This window comes from Enterococcus sp. AZ128 (assembly GCF_051714485.1).
Taxonomy (GTDB): domain Bacteria; phylum Bacillota; class Bacilli; order Lactobacillales; family Enterococcaceae; genus Enterococcus_A.
Window position 1 is genome coordinate 640,970 of sequence record NZ_JBIORZ010000001.1, and the last position, 20,527, is coordinate 661,496.

At 37.6% G+C, this 20,527-nt stretch carries 21 protein-coding genes and 1 pseudogene; 19 read left to right on the plus strand and 3 right to left on the minus strand.

Annotated features, from left to right (window positions below):
• Positions 1-117: 117 nt before the first annotated feature.
• Positions 118-984, minus strand: coding sequence for a VOC family protein (locus tag IGI38_RS02995; RefSeq protein ID WP_438726495.1), 867 nt, complete (start codon positions 982-984; stop codon positions 118-120).
• Positions 985-1,001: 17 nt separating this feature from the next.
• Entirely contained in the window at positions 1,002-1,412 is a 411-nt protein-coding gene (locus IGI38_RS03000; protein WP_438726498.1) for a VOC family protein, read from the minus strand.
• A 320-nt stretch (positions 1,413-1,732) separates the two neighbouring features.
• Here IGI38_RS03000 and IGI38_RS03005 point away from each other — a divergent pair, with 320 nt between their 5' ends.
• The 7 genes and pseudogenes from IGI38_RS03005 to IGI38_RS03035 form a co-directional block, all read left to right on the plus strand.
• Positions 1,733-1,909 carry a 2-hydroxymuconate tautomerase gene (locus IGI38_RS03005; protein WP_010746030.1) on the plus strand — a complete coding sequence of 59 codons (177 nt, stop codon included), beginning with the start codon at positions 1,733-1,735 and terminating at the stop codon, positions 1,907-1,909.
• A 318-nt stretch (positions 1,910-2,227) separates the two neighbouring features.
• Positions 2,228-4,165, plus strand: coding sequence for a threonine--tRNA ligase (thrS, locus tag IGI38_RS03010; protein ID WP_438726501.1), 1,938 nt, complete (start codon positions 2,228-2,230; stop codon positions 4,163-4,165).
• A gap of 467 nt (positions 4,166-4,632) precedes the next feature.
• On the plus strand, positions 4,633-6,759 hold the full coding sequence (locus IGI38_RS03015; protein ID WP_438726503.1) for a penicillin-binding transpeptidase domain-containing protein: 2,127 nt from the start codon (positions 4,633-4,635) through the stop codon (positions 6,757-6,759).
• Positions 6,760-6,897: 138 nt separating this feature from the next.
• The gene (locus tag IGI38_RS03020; RefSeq protein WP_438726506.1) at positions 6,898-7,371 is read left to right on the plus strand and encodes a glutathione peroxidase; all 474 of its coding nucleotides are present in this window, start codon (positions 6,898-6,900) and stop codon (positions 7,369-7,371) included.
• A gap of 124 nt (positions 7,372-7,495) precedes the next feature.
• Positions 7,496-7,645 carry a 50S ribosomal protein L33 gene (gene rpmG / locus IGI38_RS03025; RefSeq protein ID WP_010740369.1) on the plus strand — a complete coding sequence of 50 codons (150 nt, stop codon included), beginning with the start codon at positions 7,496-7,498 and terminating at the stop codon, positions 7,643-7,645.
• Positions 7,646-7,830: 185 nt separating this feature from the next.
• Entirely contained in the window at positions 7,831-8,238 is a 408-nt protein-coding gene (locus IGI38_RS03030; protein ID WP_438726509.1) for a hypothetical protein, read from the plus strand.
• Positions 8,235-8,936: pseudogene (locus IGI38_RS03035) on the plus strand (DUF6681 family protein); the annotation flags it as partial. The gene IGI38_RS03030 and the pseudogene IGI38_RS03035, both read left to right, overlap by 4 nt.
• Positions 8,937-9,030: 94 nt before the next feature.
• Here the strand turns inward: IGI38_RS03035 and IGI38_RS03040 are convergent.
• Positions 9,031-9,957 carry an ABC transporter substrate-binding protein gene (locus IGI38_RS03040; RefSeq protein ID WP_438726511.1) on the minus strand — a complete coding sequence of 309 codons (927 nt, stop codon included), beginning with the start codon at positions 9,955-9,957 and terminating at the stop codon, positions 9,031-9,033.
• 159 nt (positions 9,958-10,116) lie between these two features.
• Between IGI38_RS03040 and IGI38_RS03045 the strand changes: the two genes are divergently transcribed.
• From IGI38_RS03045 to IGI38_RS03100, 12 genes are all read left to right on the plus strand, one after another.
• A complete protein-coding gene (locus tag IGI38_RS03045; RefSeq protein ID WP_438726514.1) occupies positions 10,117-10,905 on the plus strand; it encodes an ABC transporter ATP-binding protein in 789 nt (262 codons plus the stop codon).
• Between the two features lie 3 nt (positions 10,906-10,908).
• Positions 10,909-11,892 carry a FecCD family ABC transporter permease gene (locus IGI38_RS03050; RefSeq protein ID WP_438726517.1) on the plus strand — a complete coding sequence of 328 codons (984 nt, stop codon included), beginning with the start codon at positions 10,909-10,911 and terminating at the stop codon, positions 11,890-11,892.
• Entirely contained in the window at positions 11,889-12,872 is a 984-nt protein-coding gene (locus IGI38_RS03055) for a FecCD family ABC transporter permease (RefSeq protein WP_438726519.1), read from the plus strand. The genes IGI38_RS03050 and IGI38_RS03055 overlap by 4 nt, the downstream gene beginning before the upstream one ends.
• An 18-nt stretch (positions 12,873-12,890) precedes the next feature.
• The gene (locus IGI38_RS03060; protein ID WP_438726522.1) at positions 12,891-13,883 is read left to right on the plus strand and encodes a GDSL-type esterase/lipase family protein; all 993 of its coding nucleotides are present in this window, start codon (positions 12,891-12,893) and stop codon (positions 13,881-13,883) included.
• Positions 13,884-13,939: 56 nt separating this feature from the next.
• Positions 13,940-14,476, plus strand: coding sequence for a 5-formyltetrahydrofolate cyclo-ligase (locus IGI38_RS03065; protein WP_438726524.1), 537 nt, complete (start codon positions 13,940-13,942; stop codon positions 14,474-14,476).
• Positions 14,477-14,537: 61 nt separating this feature from the next.
• Positions 14,538-15,206 (plus strand): rhomboid family intramembrane serine protease, encoded by a 669-nt coding sequence (locus tag IGI38_RS03070; protein WP_438726527.1) that lies wholly within the window; start codon positions 14,538-14,540, stop codon positions 15,204-15,206.
• A gap of 45 nt (positions 15,207-15,251) precedes the next feature.
• On the plus strand, positions 15,252-15,785 hold the full coding sequence (locus IGI38_RS03075; RefSeq protein ID WP_438726530.1) for a DUF1697 domain-containing protein: 534 nt from the start codon (positions 15,252-15,254) through the stop codon (positions 15,783-15,785).
• Between the two features lie 141 nt (positions 15,786-15,926).
• On the plus strand, positions 15,927-16,133 hold the full coding sequence (locus tag IGI38_RS03080) for a YqgQ family protein (protein ID WP_010746043.1): 207 nt from the start codon (positions 15,927-15,929) through the stop codon (positions 16,131-16,133).
• A 1-nt stretch (position 16,134) separates the two neighbouring features.
• The gene (locus IGI38_RS03085; protein WP_438726532.1) at positions 16,135-17,091 is read left to right on the plus strand and encodes an ROK family glucokinase; all 957 of its coding nucleotides are present in this window, start codon (positions 16,135-16,137) and stop codon (positions 17,089-17,091) included.
• Positions 17,092-17,117: 26 nt separating this feature from the next.
• A complete protein-coding gene (locus IGI38_RS03090; RefSeq protein ID WP_438726535.1) occupies positions 17,118-17,519 on the plus strand; it encodes a rhodanese-like domain-containing protein in 402 nt (133 codons plus the stop codon).
• A 302-nt stretch (positions 17,520-17,821) separates the two neighbouring features.
• Positions 17,822-18,634 carry a sugar-phosphatase gene (gene yidA, locus IGI38_RS03095; protein WP_438726537.1) on the plus strand — a complete coding sequence of 271 codons (813 nt, stop codon included), beginning with the start codon at positions 17,822-17,824 and terminating at the stop codon, positions 18,632-18,634.
• A 103-nt stretch (positions 18,635-18,737) separates the two neighbouring features.
• Complete coding sequence (locus IGI38_RS03100) at positions 18,738-20,513, plus strand: FAD/NAD(P)-binding protein (protein ID WP_438726540.1); 1,776 nt, start codon at positions 18,738-18,740, stop codon at positions 20,511-20,513.
• Positions 20,514-20,527 lie beyond the last annotated feature (14 nt).

The following is a 20,527-nucleotide window of genomic DNA, read 5'->3' on the forward strand; positions in this document are numbered from 1 at the left end:
GTTTTTCCGTCAACTGTTCATAACAGCATAATAGTATAGCATATAAGGGTGAGGAGAAGCAAAAGGCTGATTCCAACAAAAAAAGAGATAAGATTTCTATCTCTTTCTATATTGAAATTAGATTAATCCATCATGCGCTCGTTGAATCTGTGCAAGGTTTATTTTTTTCATTTTATACATCTCTTGAGTTGCGCGACGAGCTTTTTCTGTATCAGGATCATTCGTCCATTCAAGTAGATCTTTATTGACCGTTTGCCAGTAAACACCATAGCGATCTTCCATCCAGCCGCAGGGCCATTCTTTTCCATCACTAGTAATTGCAGCCCAAGCATGATCGATGTCTGCTTGATCTTTAAAATAAAAGTAAAAAGAATTCCCCATAGAAAAATTAAAGTCGTGTTTCTCAGGGCTGTCCATAATTAGCAGATCATGTCCTCGTAGTTGAAAACCAGAGGCGCGCAAACGTTCTTCTTTCCCCTTAATCACAAAAGTCTGTTTTCCGCCAAAGACAGCAGTCCAATCATCAATCGCTGCTTGAGCTAGACCATAATTGTCGTTAGCAAACATGATACAAGGAATAATTGTTTGTAAGCTATCGCCTAAGCGAACTTGCCATGAAAAACCATAGCGATCATTTGTCCAACCGAATTTTCCGAGCTCTGGATAGGTGGTTAAGGGCATCAAGGTTTCCCCGTTCTGATTTAAACGATTCCAAACGTTAGTCAATTGCTCTTCATTTTCACAATTAACCACGTAAGAAACTGCAGGCGTAGGTTTAAAATCAGTGCCGCCATTAAGTAAAAGAAACTCACACCCGGCTAATTCCAAATTAATCGTCAATAGATCTCCAATTTTTCCGTGCTCATCGGTAATAAAATGTGTCTCATTCAACTTTTTACTATCTTCAAATGTCTCTAAATAAAAGTCGGCCGCTTCAGTCAAGCGATTGTCAAACCAAAGACAGCAGCCAAATTGCTGTTCCATGAGATTCCATCCTTTCGCTAATTAAGGTTGATATGCCAAATGACACCATATCGGTCTTTAACCATGCCATACAATTCTGCCCAAAATGTTTTTTCAAGAGGCAATAAAACAGTTCCGCCGTCTGCTAATAGTTGAAAAATTTCTGAGGCTTCATTTGCAGTTGCAGCATTAAAAACTAAAGCGACATTATTTCCGACGATTATTGGTGGGGCCATACCTTCAGGACTATCAGAAATCATGACATTTGTTTCGTTGATCTTCAAGTTAGAATTCATCACTAATCCTTTAATAGTTTCATCCACAGGATGTTCGTCGTCATGGGGCATATCTCCAAAAGTCATGATTTGTGCCGGTTCGGTTTTAAATACTTTTTCATAAAAGGCGATGGCTTCTGCTGCTTGGTTTTTGAAATGTAAATAAATATCCATGCTACTTCCTCCATTCTTGTTCCTATACTTTACCACGAAGAAAGGGCTATCAATAACGATTTGACTTGGAAAAGAGTTATCGAATGGGAACTACTTATACTTAATGTAAGGATTGATATCGGGACACGATATTGAGGCAAACGAGTATGATCGGAGCATGATGATTGCTAATGCTTCTATTCACTGACTAGCAGTATTATTCCTCGTCAAAGGAAACCATCTTGTATTCAAAAATGAAAAAACAGTTCCAATCCTCATTTTCTTCCCAACTATGATAAAATATGAAACGATAAAACTAAAAATCAAAGGAGCGATTCATTATGCCATTCGTACACATTGAGTTAGTGGAAGGAAGAACGGAAGAACAATTGACTAAAATGGTGGAGGAGGTAACTGAAGCAGTATCAAGAACAGCTGGGGCACCTAAGGAAAACATCCATGTCATTATCAACGAAATGCAAAAAGGAAAGTATGCTCAAGGCGGCAAATGGAAATAATAATTTATAATATACTTGCATTTCAAATCAATAAGTGTTTATAATGATTTTGTAATTGATTGATGAAGAAAGACACCTGAACTTGAAAGCTGTTTAACAGAGAGGGAAAGCACGGCTGAAACTTTTCCAGACAAGCGCAAGGGATGACCACTTTCTGAGACTTCTGCGAAAATGCAGAGGCGGACAGCGCCGTTATCGCTTGTGAGGGGCAGAAATTCTGCTCAAAGATTAGGTGGAACCACGTTTATTCGTCCTAGTACCGATTTCGGTGCTAGGGCTTTTTTTTATCAATCAAAACTAATAAGGGGGAACTACAGGATGGTAAAAATTTCATTTCCAGATGGATCAACAAAAGAATTTGATAATGGTATTACTGGCTTAGAGATCGCAAAAAGTATTTCTAGTTCATTGGCCAAAAAAGCACTAGCTGTCGTAGTAAACGGCGATCTAGAAGATTTAAATCGTGCAATCGAAGAAGATGCGGAATTAAAAATCGTGACTGATAAGGATGAAGAAGCTTTGCCACTTGTTCGTCATTCAAGCGCGCACTTAATGGCGCAAGCAATCCGCCGCTTATTTCCAAACATGCATTTTGGTGTAGGTCCAGCAATCGAATCCGGCTTTTATTATGATACAGACAATGGCGAAAACCAAATCAGTGAAGAGGATTTCCCAGCAATCGAAAAAGAAATGAAAAAGATCGTTAAGGAAAACTTGCCAATCGAACGTAAAGTTATGAATCGTCAAGAGGCATTGGATTTCTTTAGCTACGATCCTTATAAAGTAGAATTAATCACTGATCTTCCAGAGGATGAAGTCATTACTGCCTATACACAAGGCGAGTTTACTGACTTATGTCGCGGCCCGCACGTACCATCAACAGGAAAAATCAAAATCGTCAAATTATTATCTGTTGCGGGTGCTTACTGGCGCGGAAATTCTGATAATAAAATGATGCAGCGGGTATATGGTACTGCGTTCTTCAATCAAGCAGACTTGGATCATTTTTTAAAAATGCGTGAAGAAGCAAAAGAACGCGATCATCGTAAATTGGGTAAGGAACTAGACTTATTCATGGTATCGCAAGAAGTGGGATCAGGATTGCCATTCTGGTTACCAAAAGGCGCAACAATTCGACGTATCATTGAACGTTACATTGTTGATAAAGAAATTTCAATGGGCTATGAACATGTGTATACACCAGTTCTAGCTGACACTGGCTTATACAAAACTTCTGGTCACTGGGATCACTATAAGGAAGATATGTTCCCAATCATGGATATGGGTGATGGAGAAGAATCATTGGTATTGCGTCCGATGAACTGTCCGCACCACATGATGATTTATAAAAATCATATTCATTCGTATCGCGAATTGCCAATTCGTTTAGCTGAATTGGGGATGGATCATCGTTATGAAAAATCTGGTGCATTGTCAGGATTGCAGCGTGTTCGTGAAATGACAATGAACGATGCACATATCTTTGTTCGACCAGATCAAATCAAAGAGGAATTTCGTCGCACGTTAGATTTGATTTTAGAAGTTTATAAAGATTTTGGTTTCGAAGATTATCGTTTCCGTCTAAGCTACCGCGATCCTGAAAATACTGAAAAGTATTTTGATGACGATGAGATGTGGGAAACTTCTCAAGGGTTATTAAAAGAAGTAATGGATGAATCAGGCTTTGATTACTTTGAAGCGGATGGAGAAGCTGCTTTCTACGGACCTAAACTAGATGTCCAAGTTTTAACTGCTATTGGAACAGAAGAAACGTTATCTACTATTCAATTTGACTTCTTATTGCCAGAGCGTTTTGATCTAACTTATGTTGGTGAAGACGGGAAAGAACATCGTCCAGTTGTTGTTCACCGTAGTGTCGTTTCAACAATGGAACGCTTTACGGCCTACTTGATTGAACAATACAAAGGTGCTTTCCCAACTTGGCTGGCTCCAGAACAAGTTGCAATTTTACCTGTATCGCCAGAACATCATGGTGATTATGCGTATGAAGTGAAAGATCGCTTGGTTCGTGAAGGTGTTCGTGTCGAAGTTGATGATCGTAATGAAAAACTTGGATACAAGATTCGTCAGGCGCAAACACAAAAAATTCCTTACCTATTAGTTATTGGAGATAAGGAAGTCGAAAGTGCTTCAGTAAATGTTCGTCGCTATGGTAGTGAAGAACAAGAAGCGCAAGATTTGAATATATTTGTTGATGCAATCAAAGATGACATTGAAAACCTAAGTCGTAATTAAACAAAAAGCCGATGAGTTCGCTCATCGGCTTTTTGTTTCTGCTTTTGGCGTAATTAAGGAAATCAGATGCATAAGGACAGCCTCTTTCTAAGTCGAAACCATTTGTTTTAACATGCTTTGAAAAGATGGGAACAAGAAACATGAGTTAAAGCATTCATTTGTGGAAAACTTTTTAAAGAAAATGCGTAATATCCGCTTTTTAAAAAACCAAAGTTTTCCACAGGGAATTATAAAAAAGAATGTTTCACGAAAAATGAATTTCTCACTAGATAAGAATCCATATTTTACGCAAATTTTTCGTTTGGTTTGAAATTCCATTAAGTCGTTGTGAAACACTAAGGCGTTTTAACCGTAAAAGAAATAAAAGTTCTTAAACTATATTAAAGGTACTATGAATAATCCTTTTGAAAAAACACTTTTTCGGCTACAATAAGACAAGTAACTGTCAAAGTGGAAGGAACAGATGAATGAAATTAACGAATCCATTTAAAAAATTTTTTGAAAAATTAAAGCTTGCGGACGAAAGTGGCCGTAATCAAAATAAGAGCCATATACCTTTTAGATTAAATTTTCTATTTTTTGTGATTTTTGGCTTGTTTGTAGTTTTAGTTACACGATTAGGCTATTTGCAGATTGTTGAAGGCGATAAGATGAAAGCTGAAATGAAGGCTTCGACAACGATCACTGTAAAAGAAAATGCGCCTCGTGGAGAGATCTATGAAGCTAATGGCACAGTATTGGTAAAAAATACCTCGAATCGTGCGATTACTTTCACTCGCGGTAATAACGTCAAGGCTTCAGGTATTCTAAAGTTAGCCAACGAACTTAATAAATTGATTGATGTGCCTGCGGATGAGGATTTGAGTACTCGTGATAAAAAGGATTATTGGTTAGCTGATGAAGACCATTTAAAGGAGGCCGAAGATAGACTATCCTTTAAAGAAAAAAATCTTGATACTACAAATGAATATCAAAAATTAGTCGATAAAGTAAAAGACAGCGAAATTCAACTCAGTGACGAACAAATGAAGGTTGCAACGATCTTTAAACGAATGAACGCTGCGTCATCTCTCAGTACAGTCTTTGTGAAAAACGAGGGTGTGACTGACGAAGAGTTGGCAATTGTTGCGGAACGGGCTTCAGACTTACCGGGCGTATCGACCGGAATCGACTGGGATCGTTCTTATAATAGTGACCTAGAGGGTTCATTGAAAAGTATCTTAGGAACGATCACAACTGAAAAAGAAGGCTTGCCGGCTGAGGAAGCAGACGCTTTACTGAAAAAAGGTTACGCAAGTAATGACCGAGTTGGTAAGAGCTATTTAGAGAAACAATATGAAGAACAGCTTCAAGGTAAAAAAGGTGAATACAAAGTCACGTTGAATCAAAATGGAAACATCGAGAAACAAGAGGAAGTTAAAAAAGGAGAAAAAGGGTCGAACGTCGTACTGACCATTAACTCAGAGTTCCAGAAAAAAGTTGAAGATATTTTGAAGAAGCATTACCAAGGGTTAGTAGATAGCGGAGTTGCTAAGTACTCACCAGGTGCTTATGCAGTGGCAATGAATCCCAATACAGGTGAAGTTTTAGCTATGACTGGTTTCACCCATGATACGAGTAGTAAGGAAATAGAAGAAAACACCCTAGGAACGATCACTAGTGCTTTTGAGCCGGGGTCAGTTGTTAAAGCTGGAACGGTCACGGCAGGCTATCAAACTGGAGCGATAACGGGGAACGATGTTTTGATCGATCAGCCAATCAAACTGGCTGGGACTGCTTTAAAAGGATCAATCTATAACAAGACACTAGGAAATCAAATAGCACTGAACACAGTCAAAGCCTTAGAATGGTCTTCTAATGCATATATGATGCAGATTGTCTTGCGGATGTTAGGGGTTCAATATCAACAAAACATGTCCTTACCAGAAAGTGCATCTTCTAAAGAGATGTATGACAAGTTACGTAATGCGTTTGCCGCATATGGTATGGGTGTGAAGACGCAAATTGATTTGCCGAATGAATCTCCAGGGCTAGTTAATGAACAATTTGGGACGGAAAATGGACCTGGTGGCGGTAATTTACTCGATCTGTCATTTGGTCAGTATGATACCTATACACCAATGCAGTTGGCTCAGTATGCTTCGACAGTAGCAAACGGCGGAACTAGAATTGCTCCACATGTTGTTAAAGGAATATATGGAAACAATGACAGCGGTGGATTAGGAAAAATGCTGCAAGAGATTACCGGGAAAAAATTGGATCAAGTCGATATTACCGCTGAACAAATGGGAATCATTAAACAAGGGTTTTATCAAGCAGTTCATGGAACAGATGGCTATACTACGGCTAAGGATCTAGCTTCAGCAAAGCTAGATCCAGCTGCTAAAACCGGTACGGCTGAAACAGTTGTATCAGTTAATGGTCAAGCGGTGAACACTATCAATAGTAATATTGTGGCGTATGCACCGTATGATAATCCGCAAATAGCTATTAGCGTAATGTTGCCGAACTTGGATGAGGAGCATGATGATACTAACAAAGCGATTGCCAAAGACATAATTGATGCATTTGCAGACACATATGGCGTACAATAAAGCTAAGGAGCACAAGCTCCTTAGCTTTTCTCTTTAAGTAGCTTAGGTTATAAGACTTTTATAAGAGCTTATTCCTGTAGGATGTTCTAGTGGGAATATATAGGTAAAAAATATTTAAACATTTAAGGAGTGTTAAATATGTCAGTATACGATTTTAAAGTGAAACAAACTGATGGTAACGAAAAATCTTTATCTGATTATCAAGGAAAGGTTCTTTTGATTGTCAACACTGCAACTGGTTGTGGATTTACCCCGCAATATGAGGGCTTGCAAAATTTGTATGACCAATACAAAGAGAACGGATTTGAAATCCTAGATTTTCCTTGCAATCAATTTGGAAATCAAGCGCCTGGTACTAATGAAGAAGTAGCAGAATTTTGTCAGTTGAAATATCATACGACATTTCAAACGTTCGCTAAGATTGATGTAAACGGAGAAAATGAGAATCCATTATATAGTTACTTAAAGAGTGCGCAAGGTGGTTTACTTAACAAAGCAATCAAATGGAATTTTACAAAATTTCTAGTTGATCGTGAGGGAAACGTGATAAAGCGCTATGCATCACAAACGAAGCCGGAAGATATTGCGAAGGATATTGAAGCGCATCTTTAAAAACGTCAAGTAGAATTACTTAACGAAATTAGCAAAAAGACTAGTCAAAGAAATAAAAACATGATATGATATCAAAGTCTGAGAAATATCTTGGAAAACTTGTTTTTGCAGGGGAGGGAAAATCATGCGCGTAAATATCACTTTAGAATGTACTTCTTGTAAAGAACGTAACTACCTAACAAATAAAAACAAACGTAACAACCCTGATCGTTTGGAAAAAATGAAATATTGCCCACGCGAACGCAAAGTTACTTTGCATAAAGAAGTAAAATAAACGCACTTACGAGTCAGCAATCTATTTTGATTGCTGACTCTTTTGTTTTTTTTCGCAAAATCCAAATAACTTGCGAAACTTTTCAGAAATCTACATAAAATCTTCACAGAATCCTAAACAAAAGCTAACCTTCCAATGATAAAACTAGTTATTAAAGAAAATCATTAAGAGAAAGGAAGGATCAGATGCGCAAAGTTCCACCAATTTTGAAGCCAATTGCGCTTCTAACCCTGTCAATTTTGATCGCTACAACATCAGGAATTTTAAATAATTCCAGTTATCGTCAGGTAAAAGCAACTACTCCGACGACAGAATCAACTACCACAGGTACTACCGATTCTTCTCGTAATTCAAATAGCCTTACTAATGAGACAGGGACAACCAACGAACAGGCATCAAGTGAAGTACTTGATGGAAATAGCAACGTTCAACAGAGTACGATCGAAAATAATCAGAATCAAGAGACGCAATCTTCAATCGCTGACGATTCCGTTGCTCCGTCATCATCAACTGAAGAATCGCAAACGACACCGACACAACAGCAGCAACCAGCTAATGAACCAGCTGGATCAGAAACAGGTGATAATCAATGACCTTACTATTAGACATTATTAATGGATTAAATAAATTTTTGGGCTTTTTGGATATCAGTCCTAAATATTCGAATCGAGCATATACATTATTGAGCATAATACCAACTGTGTATATTTTACGAATCGTTTATGGACTTTGGCTTAACCAAAATTATCTGCAGCTAGTCATCTACAGCTTGGTTTTTATTGGATTGGTCTATTTCTTTGTTTTGAATTTCTTCTATTACTTCTTAGATAAAAATTTAAAAGGAGATATTACGCAGTTTTTCATTAAATATTTACCGGATGATGCGTTCAATATTCAAAATGAAAAGCCAAAAAAAGGGGAAAAAGTTTTTGAACAGGCAAAAGAAGTGGCTGTTGATTTTAATGAAGATTATCAGTTGATATTAGTTGAAAACATTCAGTCGTTAATTGATGGACAAGAAATTTCTACGCGCGATCTGACGAAAGAAGAAGGGTTCTTGATTGATGAAAACACGTTATATCCCTATTATTACGTTAAACAGATTGATACAGAGGTCTATCAATTGCAAATTGGAAAAAATTATCGTGATCTGGAAACGATTGGAACCATTCGCCAAACAGATCCGTTGAAACCTATCGGATTATTTATAGTTGGTGGGGATTTTGTTAAAGAAGGTATTCGTTATCATGAACCTTATCGTTTGAAATTTTTAGCAAAAAAAGAAGAAGCCGGGACTACACGAACCCGACGCAGCAAAAAAATAAAATGCCATCCGATCGAGATATTTCTTTACTTAGAAATAGTCTCGATCAGATTGGCATTTTTTATTTTAAAACATCTCGAATGCTTTCTACCATTTTGGTATAGGCGATTGGCCCATTGTATAACCAGCTTGAATTTCCGTCAAATTCGTATAAGTGATTGTTTTTTACTGCTGGGATATTGCTCCATAAAGGATCCTTAAACATCGCTGCACCAGAATCACTGTTAACTAGAAAAATATAATTCGCATCCAATTGAGACAAACTTTCCAACGAAACCTGAGAGAAGTCCGCAGTTGCCTTTTTACTGATGTCTTTCGTCAATTGTGGAACTTCAAATCCCAGCTCTTGATAAAGCAGTTGACCACTTGAACGATTGTCTGCCACCATAAACGCAGAATTATTTGTTACCCATAAAACGACTGCTGATTTGCCTTCGATCTTTTCTTTCATATCTTTTTTAGTCTGATTGACTAATTGATCATAGTCCTTTTCTACCTCTTTGGCTTTATCCTCTTTATCTAAAACTTTTCCGATATCTTCTAATTGATCGCGCCAAGTAACATTATCGCCATTTTTTACTACATAAGTCGGAGCGATCTTAGAATATTCTTTGTATTTTCCGCCCTCAAGAGAGCCATTTGAGCCGATTAGCAATAAGTCGGGTTCGAATTTCAGAACATCTTCATAAGGTAAGTCATAATTGATAGTTGGAATATCTTTCAGTTGGTCTTGTAAATAATTTTGGATTTTACCTTCTCCAACTGTCCATTGTGCAACAGGCTTTTCATCTAAAGCGACTAAATAATCTTCTAAATAAGAGGCGATGATTCGTTTAGGTTTATTTGGAATTTCAACCTTGTGATCTTGAGCGTCGGTCAAAGTACGAACATCATTTTTTGTATCTTTACTCTCATTGCTTTGACCACATGCAGCTAAGCTGAATAGTGCCAAAAGAGAGGCGGTTCCTAAAATTATTTTTTTGAACATAAAAAAACTCCTTCAAGTTTAATTGAGAAATATTCTCAATTGATATTATTACCGAAAGCACAAAGTGTGTCAACCGTGATTTTTCTTTATTTGACGGTTGACGATGATTGAAAAGAAGGGCATAATTGAGAACGATTATCAGAGAAATGAGGAAGATCTATGACAAAATTAAATACGACTGATCTTTCAATCGGATACGATAAAAAAATAGTTGTGAATGATATCACAGTGGAAATTCCCAAAGGACAGATTACTAGTTTGATTGGTCCGAATGGCAGCGGAAAGTCAACTTTTCTGAAAGCTTTAGCTCGGATTCTTGAACCGGCTAAAGGAGAAGTTTTTATTGATGGTGAAAACGTACAGCGATTGGAGACCAAAGCTGTTGCGAAAAAAATTGCTTCGTTGTCTCAAACAAGCAGTCTGATAAGTGGTTTGACGGTTGAAGAAATTGTTGCATATGGACGCTTTCCCTATCAGAAAGGCTTTTCAGGTTTGAAAGAAGAAGATCATCGATTAATCGGTTGGGCATTAGAAGCCACAAACTTGGAAACATTGAAAAAGCGCACATTGATAACCTTATCTGGAGGTCAACAACAGCGTGTTTGGATAGCGATGGCATTAGCACAAGATACAGACATTTTAATTTTGGACGAACCGATTACCTTTTTAGATCCAGCGCATCAATTGGAAATCTTGGAGTTACTGCAGGAAATCAATCGACATGGGAAAACCATACTAATGACGATCCATGATTTAAATCATGCATCTCGTTTTTCTGATTATTTATTAGGGATGAAAAACGGCGAATTAGTTTTTCAAGGAACACCCAAAGAAATATTCACAGCGGATAAATTATTAAATCTTTTTGATATCCAAGCGACCTTTGCTACATTGCCTAATAGTGATAAGCCATTAGTTATTGCTTATGACTTAGTAAAGGAGCACTGAGAAATGACTAAGCGAAACTATTTTTTTTCAGTTGTTTTCATATTACTTATAGCAGCGATGTTCTTATCTCTAAGATATGGAGCGGTTACTAGTAAATGGACAGATGTTTCTCAGGCCTTGTTCCACTTTGATCCTGCGAATCAAGGAGAACAATTGATTCGTTATTTACGTTTACCAAGAATGATAGGAGCCGTTTTAGTCGGAGCGGCATTTGCTATATCTGGTGCCTTGATACAAGGGATCACATCTAATCCAATTGCTGATTCAGGTTTATTAGGGATAAACTCTGGGGCAGGGCTAGGTTTGGCTATTGTTTTTGCAATCAGTGGCAATCCTTCGCCAACTGTGGGAATAGTTGGTTCGTTTCTTGGAGCATCAGTATCAATAGTATTGATCTATTTGGTTTCGAGCAAGGTTTCTTTTGGTCTATCACCAATAAGAATTGTTTTATTAGGAGCGGCACTAAGCTCATTTTTTGCGGCAATCAGTCAAAGTATCAGCTTGCTATTTGATTTGAATCAAGATATGACATTTTGGTTTGTCGGCGGAACAGCAAATCTTTCATGGGCGCAACTACAAACGATTTCTCCATTGATCTTATTGGGGGTTTTGGGAGCATTCCTGATCAGCCCGCAAATCACTTTGCTGAGTTTAGGAGATGATACAGCAATTTCATTAGGGAAAAAACCTAACCGGATCCGTCGGTTAAGTATGCTGATTGTCTTATTATTAGCTGGAAGCTCTGTAGCTCTAGTTGGAGCTATCAGTTTTATTGGATTAATGGTTCCCCATATAGTTAGTTTTTTTGTTGGACATGACTATCGCTATGTGATTCCGGCTTCCGGAATTTTTGGGGCCTTGTTTTTTGTTGTTGCTGATGTAGTATCGCGCTTAGTGGCGCCACCTTTAGAAACACCAACGGGAGTAATAATTACGCTCATTGGTGTTCCGTTTTTACTTTTACAAATTAGGAAGGGAAGCTTATGAAGAAGAGAATAGGTTGGCTTAGTTTGTTTCTCTTACTGATTACAGGGGGGATACTAAGTCTAACAGTAGGCACAATTCCTTTGAATTTAAATGATCTGCTGCACGTTTTTCAGGGAACCGCTACGACTAGTCAGCAATTGATTGTTTTTGATTTTCGTTTTCCTCGTTTACTAGTTTCGATAGTAGCAGGAATGGGGTTAGCGATATCTGGCTACTTGTTTCAAACAATCACACATAACGATTTGGCTGATCCAGGAATTTTAGGAATCAACGCAGGGGCAGGGCTGACAGTCCTGATTTATTTAGGTTTTTTTGCCACTGGTGAAAGTAGTTGGTATTTACCGTTGATCGCTTGTGGAGGTAGTTTTATTGCAACAGGGCTGGTTTATTATTTTGGCCGTCAATCTGAACGAATTACGCCGAATCGGTTACTGTTAGCGGGTGTCGCTGTCAACGCTGGTATTTCTGCATTGACGTTGATTGGAACCATCCGAGTGTCTAAAGATAATTATCAATTTGTCACAGCGTGGCTTGCTGGTACGATTTGGGGAACAACTTGGCAGCATGTTTTCTTGTTACTGCCGTGGGTCATCGTTTTGTTACCCTTGATTTTACTCCGAGGACGTTCACTGGAAGTATTGGAATTAGGAGATGAGGTAGCTGTTGGATTAGGAGTAAAGTTGAAGCGGACGCAGCTATTCTTCTTGGTCTGTGCAGTTTGTTTAGCGGCAGTGAGTGTTTCGATTGCCGGAAGCATCAGCTTTATCGGCTTAATCGCCCCGCATATTGCTCGTCAATTGACGGGAAGAAAAAATAATCAAACTTTAGTAATGTCTGCTCTGATTGGCGGGGTGTTATTGTTATTTAGTGATATTCTGGCCCGAATTATTTTACCTAGTGGTGAAATGGCAGCGGGAATTATTGTTTCACTAATTGGAGCACCATACTTTATTTTACAGTTGCTGAAAAAAAGTAATTGAGGGTTAGGAGGGACCTTGATGAAATGGACTACGATATGGAGTCATGCCCAACGGGGGATTGTTCATCATACTGATTCAAAAGGAGAAATTCAACTAACAATTCGACAAATTGTTCCTGTTGAAAAGATTCGTCTGGTTTTTGCGAATGAATACGGAATTCAAGAGCAATCAATTCAGAATCTATCTTTCAAGACAAATGACAATTGCCACACGATTCCTGATTTTTCTGTAATTCCAGGTGAAATTGTTAAAACGCCACCTATTATAATTGATCAAGAAGCAAAAAAATGGACGCTTACTTATCAGTCATCACCTATGGAAAGTGGTTTTTCTACTAATGATGCAGATTTTTTAGCAGCGGCACAAGTATCCGATTTTTGTTCTGGCTTAATAGCAATCGAGGCAGAAACTATAGGTCATTGTGTTATCGCGTTTGGTGATTCTTTAACTGAAGGAGCGACTTGGACGGCGCCACTGCAAAGAAAATTACGTAAACAAAATCTTTACTTGGTCAATCAAGGGATCAATGGCAGTTGTTTGTTGAAATCGACTAGTGATGTACCGGAAAATGGATCGCAGAATCTTTTTTATGGATATAATAGTCTGCAACGTTTGCAGGGGTGCTTTGCCAGTCATAACAATGTCAGCAAAGTTATATTATTTATCGGAATAAATGACTTAATTAATGGTGAACTCACATTGGAAAAATTTCAAACAGAAATTAAAAGACTGACTCAATTGTGCGAAAGACACAAAGTTGCTTATCAGCTATGCACGTTGACTCCATGTTTAGGGTATCCTGGGATGGATGAAGCAAAGGAAAAAGTGCGGAAGACAATAAATGCTTGGTTAGCAGAAAAATATGATAATCTATGGGATTTTTCTGCGTTCGTTGGGGAAGAAGGGGCTTTAAAAGCGAAGTTTGATAGTGGCGATCATTTACACATTAACGCAATTGCTGGATTGGCTATTGCTCGACATATTTCTAGTGATTTTGTTAAAGGGGAGTAATCCCCTTTTTATTTTGTTTCGATTTTGTTAGTATTTCTAGATAAGAAGGTGAATGAATGGAGAAACAAAAGCTTAGACAACTTGCAATCACTCGTTTACAGAAAATGGCTGATAGTGAAAATCGGCAAAATCAGGTTGAACTTATCCTTGGGAATTTTTTTGAAAGTAAAATTTGGGAAAATTCGACCAGTATTGGTGTGACAATGGCTACTCAGTTTGAATTTCCAACTGCTCAAGTGATTCAACGAGCATTTGAGATGGATAAAAAGATAGCTGTTCCGAAATCATTACCCAGAGGTGAAATGGTTTTTCATTGGATTGATTCAAGTACAGATTTTTATAAGACGAAATTTGGTGTTGAAGAGCCGGCGATCGAGAATACAGCTAGACCGAATGAACTGGACTTATTAGTTGTTCCTGGACTAGTATTTAATAGAGCAGGTTATCGTATCGGTTTTGGCGGTGGTTATTATGATCGTTATTTAGCGAATTATAATGGAAAAACATGCAGTTTTGTTTTTGCAGAACAATTAATGGAAGATTGGCAAACGGAAAGGTTTGATCAACCGATTCAGCAATTATTTCTATCGTAGATAATGACTGCTCTATCGAGTAGAACAACAAGAGAATTTAAAAGATGAGAGAGGTGGATATATGAAAAAAGATAAACCTTATGTAATGTATACAATTTTTGCTATCAATACGATTGTTTTTTTGATGCAATATTTATTACCGGGATTATCGATCGAAAATCAATTAGGTATGTTTTCACCAGCAGTTGTATGGCAGCATCAATATTGGCGATTTATTACACCGATGTTCATTCATTTTGGTTTAATGCATTTTGCTTTGAATGGTGTTGTCCTTTATTATATGGGACAACAGTGTGAAGCAATTTTTGGACATTGGCGTTTTGCACTCATTTATTTATTGAGTGGAGTGATGGGAAATTTTGCAAGCTTTGCTTTTAACCAGCCAACTACTTTATCTGGTGGGGCTAGTACGGCGATCTTTGGATTATTTGGAGCCTTTTTAGTAGTTGGTCTCCATTATCGTGATAATAGAGCAGTTCAAGCGTTGACTCGACAATTCGCATTGTTCATTTTGATGAATCTAGCTTTTGGAATGTTTGATTCAACAATTGATATATGGGGGCATCTAGGTGGTATTATCGGTGGTGCTTTGTCTGGTTGGGCCTTAGCAGTTCCTTATTCACAGGACCGCTTTTCTACTCGTGCTAGAGTCACTGCGGTTTTATTCTTTATCTTTGCGGTTGTGATTTTTATCATTTTTGGTTTAAGAAAATTTAGCATGTATCAATAAATCGCGGACAATTTGTCCGCTTTTTTTATGAGGGAGGAGAAAACGATGAGGTATCTAGCTTTATTTCGAGGAATCAATGTTGGCGGGAAAAATATCGTCAAAATGAAAGAGTTAAGAGAACTTTTTATTGAATTTGATTTTGAAGATGTCCGCAGTTATATCCAAAGTGGAAATATTTTGTTTACAAGTGACAAAGAAATAAACGAATTTTCTTTGGCAGTGAATGATGCTTTTACTGAAAAATTTGGTTTTTCAGTACAGATTATTTACCGAACCAAATCAGAAATGCTGGAAATGATAGACAATCTGCCATTTACTGCCGCTGAGATAGTCGAAGCAGAAAAAAAAGATCCGAAAATCGCACATCTTTACGCTTACTTTTCTGAGCAAGAGATAGAAAATCAAGAACTTTCACTTATAGGAGAGAGAGCGGTTGTGAGATCGAAAACCATTTTTTATCTTACAGAGAAAAGTATTCGTTTTTCAAAATTGATTTCTCAATTAAACAAACTATCTGATGGATTAACTGCACGAAACTGGAAGACAGTACTGAAGTTAGTTGCATTGCTAGAGGAATAATGCTGTTCAATTTGCGACTGTTGGAACAATACTATAAAATATGGAGTGGACTAAATACCTTTTCTAAAAAATAAACGAGGAAATAAAAATTGGGCTATAAAAAAGAAAAATTTTTCTGTATAATACTAGGGATGTGGTTTGATGGAAAGTTTATATGATGTACAGCAGTTATTGAAGCAATTCGGCATCTATGTCTACGTTGGAAAACGGATATACGATATCGAGTTGATGCAGATTGAATTGAAAAATTTGTATGAGAGTCGCGTGATCGATCGTGATACTTATCTGCAAGGTTGGGGCATTTTAAAACGAGAACATCACATTGAAGAAAGTCGAGAAGGTGACTAGAGTGGATAAAAAATTATTAGGTATTGACTTAGGCGGGACAACCGTGAAATTTGCTATTTTGACCGAAGCAGGTGAAATTCAGCAAAAGTGGAGTATTGAGACAAATATTTTAGATGATGGTTCACATATTGTGCCAGACATCATTGATTCAATCAATCATCATTTGTCTTTGTATGATATGAAGCCCGAACAATTTATCGGAATCGGCATGGGAACTCCTGGTAGTGTAGATATTGAGGCTGGAACAGTAATTGGCGCCTACAACTTGAACTGGACAACGTTGCAACAGGTCAAGTCAGAGATCGAAAAAGGAACGAAGATCAAATTTAGTATCGACAATGACGCAAACGTTGCTGCTTTAGGCGAACGCTGGAAGGGTGCCGGTGACAACGAACCAGATGTAGTCTTTATGACTTTAGGGACTGGTGTTGGCGGCGGAATCGTTATGAATGGTCAATTACTTCATGGAATAGCGGGGTGCGCCGGCGAAATTGGACATGTGACTGTTGATCCAACAGGTTTCGAATGTACATGCGGAAAACGCGGCTGTTTAGAAACAGTGGCTAGTGCTACTGGTGTTGTACGAGTAGCTCGTAAATTAGCTGAAGAATATGCTGGCGGATCAAAATTGAAGGCACGTTTGGATAACGGAGAAGACATCACAAGTAAAGATGTTTTTGAATTAGCAGAAGCTGAAGGCGATGATCTAGCTCTGATGGTTGTCGATAAAGTAACCTTCTATTTAGGACTGGCTTGTGGGAATCTCGGCAATACATTGAATCCATCAACAATTGTTATAGGTGGCGGTGTATCAGCGGCTGGCGAGTTTCTGCGTAGTCGCATTGAAAAGTATTTTAAAGAGTTTACCTTCCCGCAAGTACGGGAAAGTACAAAAATTAAGCTAGCTGAGTTAGGAAATGAAGCAGGTGTAATCGGCGCTGCTTCGTTGGCTAAATAGATTAAGGATTAGAGAGGAATCAGGTTATGTCAATTTGGTGGAAAATTAATATCGTACTAATTTCAGTGATCGTTCTGTTTGGTCTGTATGAGTTGGTTGTTCGGATCATGATGCGACGTTCTGCAAAAATCATTACTCAAGAAGAATTTCAAGCGGGGATGCGTAAAGCACAGATCATTGATGTTCGCGAACGTGATGAATTCAATGCGAAACACATTTTAGGGGCTCGCAGTTTCCCATTCAGTATGTTGAAAGAAACATATAGTTCTTTGCGAAAAGATCAACCAGTCTATATTTATGATCAAAATAAAGCAGTTAGTGCACGTGCAGCAAACTTGCTCCGTAAAAAAGGGTATACTGATCTGTATATTCTCAAAGGCGGTATGCAAGAATGGACTGGAAAAGTCAAACAGAAAAAAAATGATTAAGTATTATCGGCTGGATAGTTGTCTGGCCGATTTTATTTTATAGGTTTAATGAAAGAATAGGAATCAAACGATGTTAGATACTGTTTATGTTTCTTGTTCATTTAAGAAGAGAATCTGATAGGTAAAAAATTGACGAAAAATTGAAATACCTTTATTATAATAACTGTTGCTTTTTGTAGATTGCAATAAAGTTACGGTAGTAAAAATTGGATTATTATCCATGTCTGAAAGTTTTGGTTGATAGAGAAAAGAATGGACTAGCTTTCTCTAAAAAATATATATAAAAGAACTAGGAGAATTTTATGAGTATTAAATTAGTTGCCATTGATTTAGATGGAACATTGTTAAATGATCATCATGAGATCAATCAACCAGTCGTAGATTGTATTAAGGAAGCTCGTAAGGCGGGCGTGTATGTGGTTCTATCAACAGGTCGTCCGTTATCAGGGACTAAGTCACAATTAGAAATACTTGGTTTAGGCAATGAGGATGATTATATCATCACTTATAATGGTGCGTTAGTTTTGAACACGAAAACTTGGGATATTGTAGCGGAACATAGCTTAACAAGGGAAAATTATTTGGAGATCGATCATTTGGCTCGATTATTAGATGTTCATTTGCATGTTGCCGATAAAAAAGCGATGTATACAGCTAATCGCGACATTAGTCCTTATACAATTTTGGAATCTTATTTAGTCAACATGCCGCTCCACTATCGTACACCAGAAGAAATTGCTGAGAATGTATTGGCTGTTAAGATGATGATGATTGATGATCCAGAAATTTTAAATGAAGCCTTTAAGAAAATTCCAGCTGAGTATTTTGAAAAATATACGATTGTTCGCAGCACACCGTTTTTCCTAGAAGTATTAAATTCTAATGCAAGTAAGGGCTTAGCTTTGCAAGAGTTAAGTGAACATTTAGGCATTCAACAATCTGAGGTTATGGCGATTGGTGATGCGGAAAATGATCTTTCGATGATTGAATTTGCTGGAACTGGTGTAGCAATGGGCAATGCCAGTGAGACGGTCAAAGCTGCTGCTGACTACACTGTGGCTACAAACTTAGAAGACGGTGTAAAAGAAGCTTTTGAACGCTGGGTTCTCAAATAGTTTTTTGAGCTTCTGATGAAATAATCATCGGAGGCTTTTTTTAATTGCGTATTCCTCGATTATTCTCTACTCTTAAAGAGATGATACTATCAAAAAATGGGGAATGAGTATGAAAAGAATCGCGATTATTGGAGCTGGACCATTCGGGTTGATTGCATTGAATCGTCTTATTAAACAAGCACCCGCAACTGAAAAAATTGAGTTATTGCTTTTTGATCCTGATGGCCCAGGTGGTAGTATTTGGCGCAGAAATCAAAGTGATCAATTCATAATGAATACGGTTATGCAGCATGTTACGTTGTTCTCTCAAGATGAAGGACCGAATTTAGCCGAATGGAATCAATTAGAGGCCGCCAGGTACTTATCTTCACTAGATCTTAGAGAAGTTTTTTTATCAGAGACTAAATTAGGCAGAGACGACTATTGTCAAAGACGCTATTATGGCGTTTATCAGACATGGTTTTTCGATGAGCTATTAAAAAATTTACCAAAAAATGTCACCGTTGATTTGATTAAAGAAGAAGTTGTTGATTTGACTGTGACAGAAGACGGCAGTTTGATTCAAACTTCAAAGAACTATCAAGTAAGTGATGTAGTTTTGGCTACGGGCCATTCTGCAAACTATCTTACTGAGACTGAAGCGGAAAATCAAAAATATGCTGAAAAGTACAATCTTTTTTATCAAGGCCCTGGGAACCCTTCTAATGCACGTCTGAATCATTTAATTGAGGGAGATACAGTGCTAATTCGCGGATTGGGATTAAGTTTTTTTGATTATATCGCATTATTCATTGCTCGTTGGGGTGGGGAATTTACGGAGATAAACAACTGTTTAGTTTATGAACCCTCTGGAAAAGAACAGCTTTTAATTGTTGGTTCCGGAAGAGGACTGCCTTACCATGCCCGACCTAATAATCAAAATATACCTGGAGAAGACGCCAAGCCCCGAATATTGACGGAAGAATTTATGCAACAGTTCAAAGGCAGTGCAGATGATCTATTTGATTTATTAAAAAAAGAAGCTGAATTAGCATTCTATCAAATAAAGTTAACGAATGCAGCGATAGATTTAGATAGTTTTCTACAAGATTATCGGATTGGTGAGCGAGAAGAAGCCTTATGTAATTATCAAATTCCTATTGAAAATCGTTTAGATTGGTCAGTACTTTTTGATCCAGCAAAAGAAATCTCTTCAAAAGAATTTCCAGAATTTATTCAAAAATACTTAAGAAAAGATATTGTTGAAGCTGAGTTAGGTAATAAAACGGGTGCAATTGCTGCAGCTATTGATACGTACAAAGAATTGCAAGAACCGTTTAATTTTATGCTGGATCATGAAAGATTTACACCAAGAGAATATGTTGAGGATTTTTTTGGAACGTTTAATCGGAATTATAGTTTTTTGACGATCGGAGCACCAGTGATTCGACAAAAGCAATTGTTGGCATTGTTTGAAGCGGGAATTATCAAATTTTTAGCACCAGATATGGTAATTGAAAAAACTAATGGAACGTTTTTAGCTTATAGTAAAAAAAGCCCAAATCATTCTTTTATTGGAAAAAATTTAATTGAAGCACGTTTGCCTGAAACGAATCTTGAGCACACCGAAAATCCTTTGTTAATCCGAATGCGGCAAAAAGGATATCTAGCACCACACAGCATAATAGTTGAAGGCAAGGAATATCAAACAGGAGCTATTCATGTGACCCGCAAGTCTCATCAAGTTGTAGATCATAATGGGATTGTTTTACAACATATCTACTGTTATGGGATTCCATTAGAGGGGTTAGATTGGTTGAATGCTGCTTCGCCACGTCCAAAGAGCGAAGATCGTGTCTTTTATTTAGCGAATCAAATCGTCAGCACTATCTATAGATAAAAAAGAAAGCCGTG